This is a genomic window from Paenibacillus sp. FSL H7-0714 (assembly GCF_038003765.1).
Classification (GTDB): Bacteria; Bacillota; Bacilli; order Paenibacillales; family Paenibacillaceae; genus Paenibacillus_AQ.
Genome location: NZ_JBBOPT010000001.1, coordinates 5,866,501 through 5,882,837 on the forward strand (window position 1 = coordinate 5,866,501; position 16,337 = coordinate 5,882,837).

Annotated in this window: 16 protein-coding genes; 1 reads left to right on the top strand and 15 read right to left on the bottom strand. The window is 44.1% G+C overall.

Translation table 11 applies throughout. The features are described 5' to 3' along the window. Positions 1–5 precede the first annotated feature (5 nt). The 11 genes from NST34_RS26315 to NST34_RS26365 form a co-directional block, all read right to left on the bottom strand. Positions 6–1,022 carry a sugar kinase gene (locus NST34_RS26315; protein ID WP_042191359.1) on the bottom strand — a complete coding sequence of 339 codons (1,017 nt, stop codon included), beginning with the start codon at positions 1,020–1,022 and terminating at the stop codon, positions 6–8. Continuing rightward, positions 1,015–1,767 (bottom strand): 2-dehydro-3-deoxy-phosphogluconate aldolase, encoded by a 753-nt coding sequence (dagF, locus tag NST34_RS26320; protein WP_042191361.1) that lies wholly within the window; start codon positions 1,765–1,767, stop codon positions 1,015–1,017. Before dagF ends, NST34_RS26315 begins: the two co-directional genes overlap by 8 nt. A gap of 1 nt (position 1,768) precedes the next feature. Continuing rightward, positions 1,769–2,872: a DgaE family pyridoxal phosphate-dependent ammonia lyase gene (locus NST34_RS26325; RefSeq protein ID WP_341059621.1), complete on the bottom strand. Its 1,104-nt coding sequence runs from the start codon at positions 2,870–2,872 to the stop codon at positions 1,769–1,771. Beyond that, positions 2,838–3,950 carry an amidohydrolase/deacetylase family metallohydrolase gene (locus NST34_RS26330; RefSeq protein ID WP_341059619.1) on the bottom strand — a complete coding sequence of 371 codons (1,113 nt, stop codon included), beginning with the start codon at positions 3,948–3,950 and terminating at the stop codon, positions 2,838–2,840. Before NST34_RS26330 ends, NST34_RS26325 begins: the two co-directional genes overlap by 35 nt. Positions 3,951–4,436: 486 nt before the next feature. Continuing rightward, positions 4,437–4,910: a YhcH/YjgK/YiaL family protein gene (locus tag NST34_RS26335; RefSeq protein ID WP_341129078.1), complete on the bottom strand. Its 474-nt coding sequence runs from the start codon at positions 4,908–4,910 to the stop codon at positions 4,437–4,439. 215 nt (positions 4,911–5,125) lie between these two features. Then, on the bottom strand, positions 5,126–5,980 hold the full coding sequence (locus NST34_RS26340) for a MurR/RpiR family transcriptional regulator (RefSeq protein WP_042191367.1): 855 nt from the start codon (positions 5,978–5,980) through the stop codon (positions 5,126–5,128). A gap of 23 nt (positions 5,981–6,003) precedes the next feature. Beyond that, entirely contained in the window at positions 6,004–6,876 is an 873-nt protein-coding gene (locus NST34_RS26345; RefSeq protein ID WP_341129079.1) for an ROK family protein, read from the bottom strand. 23 nt (positions 6,877–6,899) lie between these two features. Beyond that, positions 6,900–7,589, bottom strand: a complete 690-nt coding sequence (locus NST34_RS26350) for an N-acetylmannosamine-6-phosphate 2-epimerase (RefSeq protein WP_341129080.1) — start codon at positions 7,587–7,589, stop codon at positions 6,900–6,902. 24 nt (positions 7,590–7,613) lie between these two features. Beyond that, positions 7,614–8,363, bottom strand: coding sequence for a carbohydrate ABC transporter permease (locus NST34_RS26355; RefSeq protein ID WP_341129081.1), 750 nt, complete (start codon positions 8,361–8,363; stop codon positions 7,614–7,616). Next, positions 8,344–8,748 (bottom strand): GDSL-type esterase/lipase family protein, encoded by a 405-nt coding sequence (locus NST34_RS26360; RefSeq protein ID WP_341129082.1) that lies wholly within the window; start codon positions 8,746–8,748, stop codon positions 8,344–8,346. Before NST34_RS26360 ends, NST34_RS26355 begins: the two co-directional genes overlap by 20 nt. A gap of 4 nt (positions 8,749–8,752) precedes the next feature. Beyond that, positions 8,753–9,664 carry a dihydrodipicolinate synthase family protein gene (locus tag NST34_RS26365; protein ID WP_341129083.1) on the bottom strand — a complete coding sequence of 304 codons (912 nt, stop codon included), beginning with the start codon at positions 9,662–9,664 and terminating at the stop codon, positions 8,753–8,755. Between the two features lie 523 nt (positions 9,665–10,187). On the opposite strand from NST34_RS26365, the gene NST34_RS26370 reads away from it, so the two are divergent. Continuing rightward, entirely contained in the window at positions 10,188–10,373 is a 186-nt protein-coding gene (locus NST34_RS26370; RefSeq protein WP_042130754.1) for a hypothetical protein, read from the top strand. 227 nt (positions 10,374–10,600) lie between these two features. On the opposite strand, the gene NST34_RS26375 is transcribed toward NST34_RS26370, so the two are convergent. From NST34_RS26375 to NST34_RS26390, 4 genes are all read right to left on the bottom strand, one after another. Then, the gene (locus tag NST34_RS26375; protein WP_076286026.1) at positions 10,601–11,875 is read right to left on the bottom strand and encodes a Gfo/Idh/MocA family protein; all 1,275 of its coding nucleotides are present in this window, start codon (positions 11,873–11,875) and stop codon (positions 10,601–10,603) included. Positions 11,876–11,967: 92 nt separating this feature from the next. Then, positions 11,968–13,650, bottom strand: coding sequence for a response regulator (locus NST34_RS26380; protein ID WP_076286025.1), 1,683 nt, complete (start codon positions 13,648–13,650; stop codon positions 11,968–11,970). Positions 13,651–13,663: 13 nt separating this feature from the next. Continuing rightward, a complete protein-coding gene (locus NST34_RS26385; RefSeq protein WP_076286024.1) occupies positions 13,664–15,397 on the bottom strand; it encodes a sensor histidine kinase in 1,734 nt (577 codons plus the stop codon). A gap of 45 nt (positions 15,398–15,442) precedes the next feature. Beyond that, positions 15,443–16,327, bottom strand: coding sequence for a carbohydrate ABC transporter permease (locus NST34_RS26390; RefSeq protein ID WP_042191389.1), 885 nt, complete (start codon positions 16,325–16,327; stop codon positions 15,443–15,445). Positions 16,328–16,337 lie beyond the last annotated feature (10 nt).

Genomic DNA, 16,337 nt, shown 5'->3' on the forward strand with positions numbered 1-16,337 from the left:
GTTCACTACCTTTCTACATCGCCTACGGATAGAGTCATAGCTCGAAGTATATCCGCTTCTGAAGCCATGGGAGTGTCGCCCTCGACAGTATGGGCTAACATACTAGCGGCAGCGGCAAACCGTACTGTCTGCTCAGGTGTAAATCCTGTTAGCTCGCCATGCACAATTCCGCTCGTATAGGCATCTCCAGCCCCTATTCTATCATAGACGAGAAATCTCAGCGTATCCGAAAAGAAGAAGCTCTGATTCTTATAAAGAAACCCACGCAGTGAATGTGAGTTGTCGCCATGAATACTGCGATGGGTGCCTGCGATCACCGAGATATCGTAATGCTTCGCAACTGCTGGAATCAGTTCGATCAGCTGCTCTTCACGTTCAGCTTGTTCAGTGCTGATCCCCAAGATAAAGATTGCGTCCTTCTCATTCATCATTACGATATCGGCCAGCTGCAGCATCTCCTCGTAATGCGGCTTCGCTTGTGAATAGCCTTCCGGTCCCCACAAGGACGGACGATAGTTGCAATCAAAGATCACAGTCCCACCCTGCTGCTTGACAGCTCTAGCCAAGGATTTCATATGATGACGTACACTATCGTTCATAGCCAGCGTAATGCCGCAGAAATGGATCACATCCAGGCTTCGCGCAATCTCTTCATAATTATAAGTTTCCTCAGGAGCCGTATTGAAGCTACTCTCCAGACGATTGCTGTAAGTTACCTTGCTTGGACGTGCACCAAATCCGTTCTCCAAGAAATACAAGCCCAGATATTCTCCTCCTCGTATAACGAGGCTAGAAGAGATGCCCAGCTTCCGCAAATACGCGGCGGCGGCCTCTCCCAAGGAAGTAGTCGGCAAACGGGAAATCAAATAACCTTCATGCCCGAAGCGTGCCAGTGCAGCGCTGACATTAACCCCGGTACCAGAGAATGAATAGTTTAAGCTGTTTCCCTGGGATAGCAGCTGAACTCCCGGCACCTGCAGACGCATCATCACTTCTCCGAATGCCCCGATTCGTTTAGGCATATTTATCTGTCAGCCTCTTCATAATTCCAAGCAAATCACGCACATCCTGGGTCCGGGTCTGGCCCGATTCTTTATCGATAATGGATGAGTAGACATGCGGAATCACTTGTGGCACCCCTGCTTCAAGCGCAATCTCTAGTATTTCCTCGAAATTGTCCATATCAATTCCACCGGTTGGTTCGAGTGCGAACCCTGCCTCAGCACAGGCCTTAGCGACAGAGCGGTATTCCTCTTCACGGCTTAATCCCTCCATCGGGAAATACTTCAGTGCATTACCACCCATATCCCGAACAAGCGCAATTGCCGATGCTATAGGTACAATCGCCGCTTCACTCTGCGCAGCGCTGAAGACTCCTGTAGAAATATTCACATAACCAGCGTGACCAGAAGGGGCGATCATGCTGTTGATCCAACTGTCTTTCCCACCAAGATTAGCGCGTGTAGCTCCAACCACCGGGAATGCCTGGTTAATATGACTACCCGGATAATGCTTAGCAATCTCGGCCACAATTGCCGCTTGGCGATTATCCCCTGCACCTAAGCCAATGGATACCGCATCTTCAATCTCTTGACCATATTGCTTCATGGCTGTTACGGCTTCTTCTACCGACTTATAATCTTTAGAGAGCACACCGACCAGTACATAACCTTCCGCCGCTTCATAAATCTCTTTAGCATTAGCGATATCTTTAGCGAGTACATTTAATGCGGTGCGGCCCTTATAAAAACGTTGTGAAATCGTCATCTTATTGTCCCCCTATTAATTTATGAATGCTGTCTACAATCACGTGCAGATCATCCCCCAGAAGCGGCCGTGGATCAATATCGAAATATCCCTGCTTCACTCCATAATCGCGGGTATAGATCGCAATCTCGCCTTGCTGCAACCCCTCTACCAATTCCTTCGCCGTAATACCAGCCTGCTTTGGATCAACTTGAACCCGACCGCGATAGATGGCACGGCCCGCCTCGTCCTGCACAATGGTTACACGAATTCCCGGAAGATCATTCAACACCATTAATCCCTGCAAAGACGCTTTCTCGGTGTCACTCTTGTCTTCCTTGACCATGTATTCCTCTAGTGCTTGCAGCAGACCAAAGGAAGTTTCTTTACCAACCTTCATACTGCGTCCTATTCCATACAATTGGACCTTAACCCATTCCACATAATTACGTTTGCCGGCGATAATACCGGATGTAGGCCCTTCAATAGCTTTAGAACCACTATAAATCGCCAGGTCAGAGTATTTCACATATTTACAGAGATCTTCTTCCGCTGCTGCATCTACGATTAGTGGAATGCCCCTACGGTTTGCGATCTCCCATGCTTCTTCGACGGATAACATATTTTTCTGCACTGCATGGTGGGACTTCACGTACAGAATGGCAGCCGTCTGCTCACAAATGGCATCCTCTATATGCTCGGCCCGGCCTTCATTCGCATAACCGACCTCAATTAGTTTCCCACCACCTAGATAGACCATCGTTTCCACAGGAGCTCCGTACTGTACATTATGCCCCTTCAGAATGATGATTTCATTGCGTGGAATGGCTTCTTGGTGCAAACGTTCACTGCGGCGCCGATTGCCTTGGGTCACTAGCGCCGCAACGGACAATGCAATACCGCTGGAGGCTGAGTTAACGATAAGCGCTGCTTCAGCGCCGAGAATTCGTGCCGTGTAATCTCCGGCTTTATCCACCAGATCCGCTATTTCCACATAACTCTGTCCGCCTTGCTTCATCGCCTCCATCACTGTGTCAGACGGAGCCGACACCCCCAAGATACTCATTCTGCCGCTTGCATTGATTACGCGTTTAAGCCCGTATTTCGCATTTAATGAATTCCCCACCTATAACCACTCCTTTTGCATGGATTACTTTATCCGTCATTCTTTCTTCTCCTTCAGAATCCACAAGCACTGCAGACTTATGCTGCAGGGTGAAGAGAGTCAAGTTTGCAGGATCTCCCACCTGAATTCGGCCCAGCTCCGGCCTGCCCAGCCATTCCGCCGCATTGGAAGTAACCGCTGCCACAATCTCATCCAGAGCATAGCCCAAACATAGAAACTTGGAAAGTACATTAGAAATGCTAAAGACAGGTCCCTTCAATCGGTTCACTCGATAGATATCCGTGCTAATCGTATTCAATCCAATACCATTACGTTTAGCATCCTCAGCTACCTTAAAAGAGAAGCTTGCTGTTCCATGCCCCACATCCAGATGAACTCCCCGTTCAATGGCCTCAGTCAGTACCTGAAGCGGCTGACCATCCGCAGCAAACAAATTATTCTCTTTTCCGTTGAGATAATGGGTCACGATATCCTTACGCTGCAAAAGGGGCATAACCTCTCTGATATCTGGCGGTGCTGAACCGATATGTACCATTAACGGCAGGCCCGTCTCCATTGAAAGGCTTCGTGCAATACGCAGTGGTTCAATCCCGCTGGCACCCACAACGCTTTTGCTGATCCTAGCCTTTAATCCCACAATTATCTCCCCGTAGGTTCGGACGGATTGCAGGATCTTCTCCTTATCAATCCATTCCAAGTTGGACAATTCATCAATTCTTAGCAGTCCGATCCGCGAGATATTTAAGAAAGCCAGTACATTCGTCTTAGCCTGAGACGCGTCCAGAGCCAGATCACCTATCCGATCCGCCCCGCAGCTACCGGCATCGACTAGAGTGGTCACCCCTTGCCGGACACCGATCTCATCGATCTCGTCACCATACGGATCAAATTCGCGAAAGGCATGCACATGCATATCGATCCAGCCACTGGATACGTACGCGCCTGAACCTTCCCACTCCTGCTCCCCATGCGCCTCACCTGCCGGGGTGATCTCAGCGATCTTGCCATTTTCGATTACAATGTCGATCTCTTCTCCGCTTACTCGTTTCACCTGACGGAGCACGTATCTTTCATCCATTGTTCTCACCTTTTTCCATATAACATTATAATGTTTAAAATAACACGAATAGCGCGTTAAGTAAATATAACGTTATAATGTTTATACGTAAAATTAGACGTGGTTGTCACAAAATTAGAGAAACCTGATTATCGGACGGATTCTTTGTAGAGAGTAATTAGGGAATTCCTCCCTAAAAATCGTGGTAATATCTATATTCACCAACGAATCAGTTGAATTAGAGGGAGATTTCCCCTAATTATTAGTCAAATAAGCAAAAATCGCAGAATTTTACGGAGATTTTCCCTAATTATCTATCAGAGCTTCCGTTTCACTTCTTCAGTAGTGCTAGAAGTCGATTTGGCTTTTACCTGCCCATAATCTACAGAAGCAAGCTGCAAATGACCGAAACGCAAAGCAGCGATCCTCCAATAAAAAGGAGAATCGCTGCTTTATTGACTTTTACCGTTCAGAATATCGAATGTGTCTGTCACTCTTGTACAAAATCTATGAACTTAATAACCCTACATGTATCTTAATAACAGCCTTCTTAATCTTCATGCCCGGTTGACCCATACCAGGTCTGTGTACATCATGCGGGAAAAAGACAGCGAACATCCCCGGCTTCAAAGTTAACAAAATTTCATCGGATGACGGAGGATAAAGCGCATAATCTGCTTCGGCATCGTAAGGCTTAGTAGCCTCGATCCCTTCTTGCAGAGGGGACCAACCGATCGTTTCTTCACCTTCGATCAGATAATGCACATCAATATAAGCCTCATGCTTTTCAGCAACCTGTTCCTCTAGCGACTTCGCCTCAAGCGCCATAATCGAAACGTATATCTCGTTACCGCGGATCTCGATTCGCCCAAGATCAGGTTCGTGTTGTAAGATGACTTTCAATTCCTCAATAGTCTCTACAATGACTGAATTCTCGTATCTGCTATGCTCTTCCCAAGATGACAATGAACCTAAGATCATAATGTCTGATTCTCCCCACATCTCAATTATCTTACAGAGGTTGTTCAAAAAGTCCGCTTTTGATTACGAAGTAGCCCAAGAAGCTTACTCGACATCGAATATTGAATTCAGGCGAAACTTCCGGTGCTCACGTAGCTTCCACTACGCTCCGCTCCTCAGTTTCTACCTTCATCCAATCTTCTCGGTGTTGAAAACCATACTTTTTGAACTCGCACTTATAGGAGCTTCTCACTAACTGCTGCAGCTGTTGTTTCTTTATTGATAATGGACTGCTCACTAGTCTTTTTGAAATATTCCACATATAAAATATCCAGCAGATAGAGCTGTGAGATCTTAGCAGATAATGAACCGCCCTGCAGAGGACCCTCATTAGCACCACAAAGTAAGGTAAGATCCGAATACGACGTTAAAGGTGACTTTTCAAATCTCGTAATGGACACCACCTTAGCGCCTCGTTCCTTCGCCTTTTTTGCAACCTCGATACTATCTTTCGTTGAACCGGAGTAAGAAATGATTACAGCTACATCTCGGTTAGACATTAGCGCCGCAGACATCATCTGAAGATGTGAATCCATCAAACACTCCGTTTTGTTTGTAATGCGCATAAATTTAATTTTGGCTTCCATCGCCGTGATTAATGAAGAGCCTACGCCAAAAAATGATACTCGTTCCGCGTTTATCATATAATCAATAGCTTCATTGATCTTCTGTATATCAATTAAATTATAGGTCTCGTTCAGTGCACTTACATTTGTGGTCAGCACTTTGGAAGCCACAGCTTCAGTAGTGTCGTCCATTAGAATTTGATCCGTAAGCTGCGGGATCTCATTCTCCACAGTGATACTATGAGCGAGTGCAATCTTGAACTCTTGATACCCTTTATAACTTAAAGATTTGCAAAATCGAAAAATACTTGATTCACCTACATCGCACGCATCTGCAAGATCAGTAATCGACATATAGACAACACTTCTCGTGTTCTCCAGGACGTAGTCCGCTACCTTCTTCTCCGTATTCGTCAAATTATTGTACTTGGAATGAATAGAAGAAAAAATACTGATTGTTCGCAAATAAGCCCCTCCTTTACAATGATTTAATGTGCGAATAAAGAGGAAGCGCCAAGCAAGCCTGCCTTATTCCCAAGTGAGGCCTTAACAATTCTTACACCCGCAAAACTCTCCATAATTAAAGACTTCGTCCGTTCCTCGACCCTTTGAACTAAATCTTCTTGCTCCATAACACCGCCCCCAATAATTATAGCGGATGGATTGAAAATATGAATAATTGAGGCTAAACCCGCGGACACCTCAGTTACCCATGAATCCAAGATCTGTTTCAGAGCTTCGTCCCCTTTGTGAATTTTATCAAAAAGGACTTTTCCGTCTGTACATTCGGGATCTGCCTGCTGAGCCATCTTGACTAAAGCAGTGGTTGAAGCATACTTCTCATAAAAAGGCAGTCCCTCCACCGCATCTGACAATGGATGTGTCAGGATATGACCAAATTCGGCCGCTACCCCATCTGCTCCTTTATAGATTTGGCGGTTCAATACAATGGCACCACCAATGCCCGTGCCAAACGTCAAGCATAAAAAATTGTTAAAGTTCTGGGCAGCACCATAATGAGCCTCGCCTAATGCTGCTGAATTCACATCGTTCTCTACCATAACAGGTTTATGAAAATGATTAGTTACAATTTCCTTAATCTTCATCCCTGTATAGCTAGGTATATTTTCGTTAGCATAGACTATAATTCCTTCTTCAGCCTTGACTTGACCGGCCGTACTTATAGCAATGGCATCAAAATCATCATTTTCTGCAATTTTATCAAGCAATCTTGAGATTACATGCGGCCCTCCCAAGTGGCTCTCAGTTGCATACTCCTTAAAGTTATGAACATTCCCAAGTTTATCGCATATACACATCTTGGTATTGGTACCGCCAATATCTACAGCGAGAATTCTCATCCTTATCTACCCTCTCCGGCAATCTACTGAATAGCGTTTACAAACCTTTTGGTAATCTCCATTGGTCTTGTAATCGCTGAGCCGACAACTGCTGAATAAACACCTAGATCGAACATTGTCTTCAGTTCTTCAGGAGTGGAAACACCGCCTTCAGCTATCACAGGCACAGAGAATTTACTTACGATTTGTTTAACTAGCTCGAAATCTGGAAGTGACCGCTCTTTGGTGTATTCTGTATATCCGCTTAAGGTAGTTCCCACAAGATCAAACCCCAGCTCAACGGCTTTAGCAGCTTCTTCAAATGTAGAGCAATCTGCCATAAACAGTTGATCTTTATAGGTCTCTCTTATGTGAGGAAATAGTTCTGAGATGGTTGATCCATCCGGACGAGTCCGGTCTGTCGCATCCATAGCAATGATATCTACCCCTTCGCGGTAAAGCTCATCTACTTCCTTCAGGGTTGGTGTAATGAACACTTCAGAACCATCATATACCCTTTTGATGATCCCAATGATAGGTAGATCCACTGTTTTCTTAATTTCTTGAATATCCGCTACGCTATTTGCCCGAATGCCTGAAGCACCGCCCAAGTATGCTGCATAAGCCATTCTTCCCATTATAAACGGACTATGCAGCGGTTCTTCGGGTAAGGCTTGACTGGAGACGACTAGTTTATGTTTTATCTTTTTAAGTACATTATTTTCAGTATTCATCAGTAACCCACTCCACATTTTTATTTATTCTTTGACTGCTCCTGCTGTAATTCCATTGGTGAAGAAACGTTGGAATAACATGAACACTAGCAACATCGGAATTGCAGCAATGGTGGCTCCGGCCATTTTATATGCGAAATTAGGATTCAGATCCTGCATTAAGGTTGCAGTACCATCCATTAATGTTTTCATTTTGTTCTCTTGGCCTATAACCAGCTGCCACAAATAATCATTCCAGACTTGCACGAAATTCAGAATAAATAAGGCTCCAATACCAGGTTTAATAATAGGCACCATGATGCGAGTAAAGATTCTCCATTCATTTGCACCATCTATTCTCCCGGCTTCTCTCAAAGCGTTAGGGGTTAAATCGAAGAATCCTTTTAATAGGAACACTCCAAATGCACCCGCAACGTTCGGCCAAATCATACCGTTATACGAATTCACCATTCCAAATTGCTGTGTAATCCGGAATAAAGGCACGATCATAATTTCCTTAGGAATCATCAAGCTCGATATGAAAATAATGAAGATGATATCTTTACCTTTAAAATTGATCTTTGAGAATGCATAGGCAGCCATAGCGCCTACAATAATAACGATAATCGTAGATACGCCTGAGACATAAATACTATTAAACGTCCATCTTAAAGCTGGTTGGTTCTGAAACACATCCACATAGTTGGAGAATGTGATCGATTTAGGCCACCAGTCTGGAGGCATCTTCACAACATCTGAACTGTTCTTAAGCGAACTAGTGAATAACCAATACAAGCACTTCTGGAGCTTTTCCGGCTGGACCTGCCCCGCTCCCTCTAGATTTATGAGCGAGCCTAACAATACCTTGTGCGATGTTATAAGAAGTTAGTGCAAATATTTCTTTCGTATCATTCGTCCCAAGCATGATCACTACCAAATCAAGTGGTGCATGTGACATGAGGCATGGATAGAGATAAGATATTCCGGCTAACCCTTCAAATAGCGGATCGTCACTAACACTAGTTCTACCAGGAAGCCCTTCTTCTATGACACGATAAGCGTCGCCCAGTTCTGCATGCAGAAGCCCGGTCCAACGTATTTCATCATTAAACCTTTGATCCGTCTCTGCGTCGTAGCCCCAAGTATTGGAATCACCAAAGCATACGATGGTTCTCTTCATTGCATTAACCACAATATTTTTCGATCGCTTGATCAATCAATTTCATAATATCTGCGATTGGACCAGCATCTTCAGCGGCTACCCCTTCAAGCGGTGCTCTTACACTACCAATGTTTACGCCTCTTAATCTCAGAACCTCTTTAATTTCCGCATACATAGAACCCTTGAGGGAACAAAGCGCGATGATGATATCGTTGATCTCACTTTGAAGTTGTCCTGCTTCCTCAAACTTGCCGGCAAGTACAAATGTATTAGCTTGCAAGAACAGCTCCGGCATAACTGCATAAGTACCACCAATGCCAGCATCGGCTCCCATGATTCTTCCCGCAACATACTGTTCATCCGTTCCATTAAAGACCACTACATCTTTTCCACCCACTCTTTTGAAGCGTTCAATATCCATAGGTGGCATAGAAGAATTCTTAACGCCGATAACTTTTTTATTAGTAAGCAGTTTCTCGAATAAAGCTGGAGTTAGTGTATATCCCGTAGTCTGAAGAATGTTGTAGATAATGAACGGTAGAGGAGTTGCCTCCATAATATCGCTCCAGTATTTAGTTACTGCACTATCAGGTAATTTGAAATATATAGGTGGGATTGCGGATAGTGCATCATATCCTAAGCTCGCCGCATGTTTTGCTAATTCGATACTATCTCTAGTAGAAGGGGCTCCTACATGAGCAATCAGTGTCATTTTACCTTTCAGGTTACTAGCTACATAGCTAAGTACCGCTTTGCGTTCGTCCAGACTCTGGTAGATACATTCTCCAGAACTACCTCCCACATAAACACCTTGAACTCCTTTTTCAAATAAGTAATCACATAAGGCATGTGTCCGGGATTCGGAAATATTTCCTTGATCGTCATAGCAAGCATAGAAGGCAGGTATAATTCCGTGGAACTTGTTGAGTGTCATTGATAATCCCCCTTAAGATGTGAACGGTTTCTTTTCTACATATTCAAGATATCACTTAAATTTAGTTCTGTAAATTATTTTCTCTATTTTTTTAAAAATAAAATTTATTTCCACCAGAAGAACGATCATACTAGAAAAATAGTTTCATTTAAGTAAATGCCCATAAAATAAGACCTTATTTTCCAATTAAAAATAGAATATCGGACGATATATGCAGCTCTAGTTATTATCAGAGTAACACTATCTACGACCTTAAAGTCATCTGCCGTATTGGTAATTACTAGAAATCCTTTGCGGCTCTCAAGGGCAATAGATTATCCTTTTAAATCTAATATAAGTGTCTCCTACAAGGAGACACTTTTCTCCATAGGAAGCACAAACCCTAATTAACACACAATGTTCACTTAAAAACTGTGTTTTTCACGTGGACACAGCTTTAAAAAACTAATTTCTATGATATAATGAAAGCGTAACCAGAACAATACAAAATATATTGTTTCTTCGCCAAAGGAGGCTGGAGGAAATGCTAGCAGGTCTTAAAGAACTTAAAAATTGGGTAACGGAAAATTGGAATCCAACGATGAATTCAGGTAATGAGGATTATCAAAAAATGGAATATTCTGTGCAACGCCACTTGCACACTCCAAGATCCCCAAAACCACTCACCTATGAAGAAGAAGCTCGTATCAAGACTGTTAAATTCCATTAATTTCACCACCTTTAGATACAGATTGACCCTATAATAGAATCTTGTCCTAAGGCCGCAGATCCGGAAGTCATTCCAGTAGAGCGGTCTTTTATTATGCCTTGAGATTATGTAACGAAAAACCTTCCCCATATTGACTCAATTACTTGAATCAAATACATACTAAAAAACCTCCCTCTCCATGACGGCATCCCATCACTTCGAAAGAGGCTTCCTAGTATCATTTGATCTTATACAGACATTTGTCCTTTCTTCTGCAAGTCCGAAAGCTTGACCGCCTGACCTGCGTTCAATCTCGAATGTTCCGACGCGAATGCGATCAAATGACTCTGCAGGGATGCCGTCGCCGAGGTCAAACCTTGCGATGGATTGCTGTCGAATTGACGCACATTCCGCAGGAATGAGCTTACCATACGGTCATCGCCGCCTCCATGACCATCGCCTTCCACATTGCAGCCAATCTCAACCTTCTCGCCCGATACATAGCGGTACAGCGTGAAAGATCCTTTGTCCATATCCCCGATGATCTCGCCTTGTGTTCCCATAATTTGAACCCGGCGCGTGCCGCTCTGTGTCAGCCCTGACATGATGAACGATGCATTCGCTCCGTTCTCGAACTCCATGTTGACTACCTGGTGATCCACGACATTATTATCGCAGCGATACACGCAGCGACCCCACGGTCCTTCCTTCAGCGCCTTCAAGATCCCCTCTTGCGACAAATCATTCGTCATATAGCGTGCCCAAGGGTGTTCCGGGGGCTGAATATATATTTTCATCGCCGAGAAGGCGCATTCCTTTTCAACCTCACAGCCGTTGATACAGCGATCCGCGGAGCCTTCCGGAGCGTTCTCCGCCCTGAAATGCAGTAATGATCCGTACGAGCTCACGCTTGTACACGGTTGATTCATAAGCCATGAGATGAGATCCAGATCATGGCATGATTTGGCCAGGATCATGGGACTCGTCTCCTCCGAATTGCGCCAATTCCCGCGGACATAACTGTGTGTCATATGCATGTAGCCCACATTTTCGGTTAATTGAATCGTACCTATCGTTCCGAGTTCACCGTCTTCGATGCATTTTTTGATCCCAGACCAGAACGGGGAATATCGCAGGACATGGGTTACGACGAGCAATCGCTTATACCGAAGCGAAGCTTGCTCCAATTCGATGCATTCTTCCATGGAAGGAGACATCGGCTTCTCTAACATGACATGATAGCCTAGCTCCATCGCTTTCATCGCTGGTATATAATGCATCCGATCGAGCGTAGCAATTATCATCACGTCCGCAATTTGACCCTGATCGAATACTTTCTCCCAAGAATCGTAGACATGTTCTGGGGCAATTCTATGAATCTCTGCAAATCGATTTCTACGTTCATCATCCGGCTCAGCTACGGCAACAATCTTTAATTCATTCGGGAACTTCTCCGCGTAGGGCCCATAAATATATCTTCCTCGACTGCCAGCGCCAAGTAATACAGCTGTTAATGTTCTCAAGACTACTCCTCCTCTTGCGCACCTAGTGTACTTCCATTGTAAGGCGGTAGGAACGGAGGCAAAAGAGATCGTTACTGACATTTCATATACATTTATTGACCTTGATTCTGTATATGGATCCTTGCCATACGGAAATCTTGCGGCGTCGTTTCGTTCTGCTTCTTGAAGAAGCGAATAAACGCAAGCGCTGAGTTGTACCCCAGGGCAGCAGCAATTTCATTCACTTTCATCGATGTGTTGAGCAGCATATCTTTGGCGATCAGGTTACGATAGTCGTTCACATATTTAGATAACCCCATTCCAGTGATTTGCTTATAAAGTCGGGACAAATAAGATGGATTCAAGCTCACGTAATCGGCCAGCGCATTTAAGGAGATATCAGTGGAAATATGTTCTTCAATATATCGATGTACTTTATTCACGACCTCTGTCGGCAATTGCGTACCCCGCAGCGCATTCCATTCGAAGAAGCAATCCGCCATTTGCGAGAAGTATTGAATCAGCTCCGACCATGATGCGGAATCACCATAGCGATATAACTTATCCAGATCCATCAGCGTATTGATGTAATCCCGAATTTCCCGATTCTTATGGATATAGAACAGAAAAATAGCTGAAAGCGAATGATACAGTTCGATCTTCCGCTCATTCGGCGACTCCTCATCATTCCAAATGGACGTTAGTTCGGCATACAGCTTGTTGAATTGCTCCCGATGATTATTCTCGAGACAAGACATCAGCAATTGAACACGGGCGTGATAGAAGGCATCGTGGTAGTTCCCACTCAGATCACCGTTCACTTCTCTTTGAATGTCTTTATCGGTCAATATGACCTCATTAAATAATCCATGTCCTTGTACCAGGCCGTATTTGATCGAGTGAAACCGATCAGATATGTTATCCCATGTCGTTGCTTCACTTCCAAGAAGGAAAGAAACCGATAAACTCAGCAATCTCTTGCAATTTCCCTGCACAGTCTCCAGAATACCGCTCGTATACCGATGAGCTCTGATCCAATCCTGATCCCCGTATTCGATAGACGATCCATCCGGGATTTTCGGTTGAATCATCCAGACGATTTTGGATAACTCGAATACAACGGAATAGCATCTGACCTGCGTGGACAAATACTCATCGCAAATGTTCTGTACGGCGTAAGTCAATAACGCTTTATCCGGCGTCGTGAACATTTCTTTCCATGCGTCTACCCTGCCTATGAGCAAGTAAACCGGCAATGTCGCATCAAGCGGGATATCGATTTCTTTGAACGCCTGCTTTAATTGGCTATCCGATACATGCTTGCCTTGAAAGAGCTCCCACACATACTCTTTTTGCAGGGAGGGCAATGCCAGTCTCATTTTGGATTGCGCTCTAGCGATCATCTGTTCTTGGTTATTTTCTTCTTCAATTTTCTCAATCGCCCGTTCTACGGACTGAATAATTTTCTCATCACTTTCGACCTTCAGAATATAATCGAACCCACCGTACGTAATTGCGCTCCTTGCATAATGAAAATCATTGTATCCTGTTAAGAAAATAACTTTGCAGGCCGGCCACTGGGATTTGATTTCCCGAAGCAGCTCAATCCCTTCCAGTCCAGGCATCTTAATGTCGGAAATCACGATATCAATACGATGATGAGACAGTACCTCCAGTGCTTCTTCACCTGAATATGCCTTCATAACCTCGAGTTGTAAATGATCGGTCTCATTGAATAGCTCCAGAAGACCATCGACAATAATGGGAAGGTCATCGACGATTAGCAGTCGGTACATGCTGATTCCTCCTCTAGTTCGCGCTCAGATTGATTCTTACTTGAAGTCCACCAAGAGCAGAACGTGACACTGTAATGCCATATTCCTCACCGTACCGCAGTTGTATTCTGCGATGCACATTTATGATTCCGGTTGTTTCCTCCATCCGAGTGGTGGATTGACGCAGTCGCTTCTGAAGCTGTTCGATCTCCGCATCGGAGATGCTTCTGCCATTATCTTCGACATAGATGGAGAATACATCACCCACCCGCTCACAATGAACCCATAGCTCACCCTGCTGAATCATATTGCCCAAGGCATGCTTATAAGCATTTTCGATGATCGGCTGCAGAATCAGCCTCGGCACGAAGAGATCGGGAACATCACCTTCGAACTTGACTTGAATACGGTCTCCGTAACATATGGTTTGCATGTCTACATACGTGCGAGAATGATTGACCTCCAGCCCCAGCGGAATATCATCCTCGTCATCACGAGTAATGAACTGAAAATATTGTCCGATGTACAGGCAGAATTGATAAGCTTTTTCCTTCTGATTCTCGGATTTAATTAACCGGCACAATACAAAAAAACAGTTATATAAAAAATGAGGATTAATTTGCGATTGCAATCGTTTCAGTTCGGAACGCTGGTTCCTGATTTGCTGCTCGTAATTTTCCTCGATTAGTGTTTTCAAGGATCGGATCGTATTATTAAAAGCTTGGTACAAATACCCGAACTCATCGGCTCCACGATCGATCACGATCGGTTCCAGCCTATTCTGCTGAACGCGCCGAAAGGAATGCACAAGTTTCATTAATGGCCGATAGATAAATCGTAATAGAAAGTAGGAGAAGAAAACGACAATACCCACAGCTAGCGCGCAAGCCCACCAGAACAATGTTCGATAGATCTCAAGAGAACCCAAAATCGTCTCTTCGGGAATGCACATAATCGAATAGGAATTCCAGAGACTGGAGTATTTATATACCGTAAGAAACCGCTTACCATTATACATAATCGTTTCGTATCCTTCGTCTTTTTGCAATTCCCGCTTATCCGCAGCGAAGGATTTCATTTGTTCCAGCAGTTCCGGATCCATGTCACTCTCGATCTCCCAACCACGTTCCAGATTGAGCAATACGCTCTGTCCACCACGCGAGCTGCCGATTTGAGATAACGTTTCTCTGATTTTGATAGTCGATAATTCAACCGCTACGATATAAATCGGATTTTTAACGGTATTAATGGGGTATTGCATGGAAATAAATAATCGATCGTTCCAGTAAATGAAAGGTTCTTCGTATAATCTCTTGTTTTGCTGCATAGAAGCATATTCCTGCTTATTCATCGAAGTTTCAAATTTATTGCTAAGAATCGTTCGGTCGATAAGAGGGATATACGCCCTTGCTTCTTGAATAAATGGACTTGAGTTCTTCATCAATTCAAGCCGTCTTTGGATATCTAATATTTTTTGCGCACGATCGTAATAACTCATGTAATTGCCTGTAGTTGCAATTTCCATCAAGTCTTTGTCCATCACATAGTTCGGCAAATAACGGCTGATCCGGTCTGCTTCCTTGTCGAGTGAATCCAGATAGAAGCGAGTCGTATTTAGAATAGACTCGGAAATTTCACTCCGAATATTGTCCGAACCCTTCTCATTAATCAACCAGGTAATCGCCATGAGCGGAAACAAGGCTGCCAGAAAGGCAGCCATTATTTTCTGGAATATAGAGGAATCTTTAATCAAGAATCGGATTTTCATCGTTTGTTCTCCTGCAATGCAATGTCATAGTTTGAGTGCCCTATTTTATTCTTTGACACTCCCCATCACAATTCCTTTAATGAAGAACCTCTGCAAGAACGGATACACGATAAGAATCGGAAATGCTGCTACGAATATTTGAGCTGCCCTGCTCGTACGATCGGACAATTTGATCATTAATTCTGCCCTCTCAGGTTTAATAAAGCGGAAATCCATTTTGATAATGATCGTCTGCAGGAAGGTCTGCAGCGGATAATTCTCGGGATGATTCATGTAAATCATACCATCAAACCAGCTATTCCAATGCCCCACCATAGTGAAAAGACCTGTCGTTGCCAATGCCGGCAACGATAGCGGCACATATATTTTCCATAAGGTAGTAAATTGACCCGCCCCATCGAGCAGCGAAGATTCCTCAAGTTCTTTGGGCAGACTGCGGTAGAAATTCAGCAGCAGAATAACGTTGAACACCGTGACCGCTCCCGGCAGCACCAAAGCCCAGATTGTATCGAGCATCCCAAGGTTCTTCACGGTTAAATAGTTTGGAATAAGCCCGCCACTGAATAAAATCGTGAATACGAAAAACCATGAATAGAAGGTCCGCAGCCGAAATTGGCGAGAATCTTTGGATAATGGATAGGCCGTGATAATCGTCAGGAACATGCTGATTGTCGTTCCCATAAGGACCCGCTGAATCGATACCCAGAATGCGCGTAAATATTCAGGTTTTCCAAATACGTTAGCATAAGCAGCCGTTGTGAATTCAACAGGCCACAGGATGACTTTTCCGGCGGATGCTGCCTGCCCGGAGCTGAACGAGAGCGCCAAAATATGAATAATAGGCATGAGGCATAACAAAGATACGGATGCCAGAAAAATAAAATTACATATCAAAAACAATTTTCTTCCGAATGATCTGTTAGTACGCACGATGTGTCTC

Excerpts from the sequence above, each read along its gene's own strand:
- NST34_RS26315 (WP_042191359.1), bottom strand. The coding sequence starts at position 1,022 with ATGCCTAAACGAATCGGGGCATTCGGAGAAGTGATGATGCGTCTGCAG.
- dagF (WP_042191361.1), bottom strand. The coding sequence starts at position 1,767 with ATGACGATTTCACAACGTTTTTATAAGGGCCGCACCGCATTAAATGTA.
- NST34_RS26330 (WP_341059619.1), bottom strand. The coding sequence starts at position 3,950 with ATGGATGAAAGATACGTGCTCCGTCAGGTGAAACGAGTAAGCGGAGAA.
- NST34_RS26335 (WP_341129078.1), bottom strand. The coding sequence starts at position 4,910 with ATGATCTTAGGTTCATTGTCATCTTGGGAAGAGCATAGCAGATACGAG.
- NST34_RS26345 (WP_341129079.1), bottom strand. The coding sequence starts at position 6,876 with ATGAGAATTCTCGCTGTAGATATTGGCGGTACCAATACCAAGATGTGT.
- NST34_RS26350 (WP_341129080.1), bottom strand. The coding sequence starts at position 7,589 with ATGAATACTGAAAATAATGTACTTAAAAAGATAAAACATAAACTAGTC.
- NST34_RS26360 (WP_341129082.1), bottom strand. The coding sequence starts at position 8,748 with ATGAAGAGAACCATCGTATGCTTTGGTGATTCCAATACTTGGGGCTAC.
- NST34_RS26365 (WP_341129083.1), bottom strand. The coding sequence starts at position 9,664 with ATGACACTCAACAAGTTCCACGGAATTATACCTGCCTTCTATGCTTGC.
- NST34_RS26370 (WP_042130754.1), top strand. The coding sequence starts at position 10,188 with ATGCTAGCAGGTCTTAAAGAACTTAAAAATTGGGTAACGGAAAATTGG.
- NST34_RS26380 (WP_076286025.1), bottom strand. The coding sequence starts at position 13,650 with ATGTACCGACTGCTAATCGTCGATGACCTTCCCATTATTGTCGATGGT.
- NST34_RS26385 (WP_076286024.1), bottom strand. The coding sequence starts at position 15,397 with ATGAAAATCCGATTCTTGATTAAAGATTCCTCTATATTCCAGAAAATA.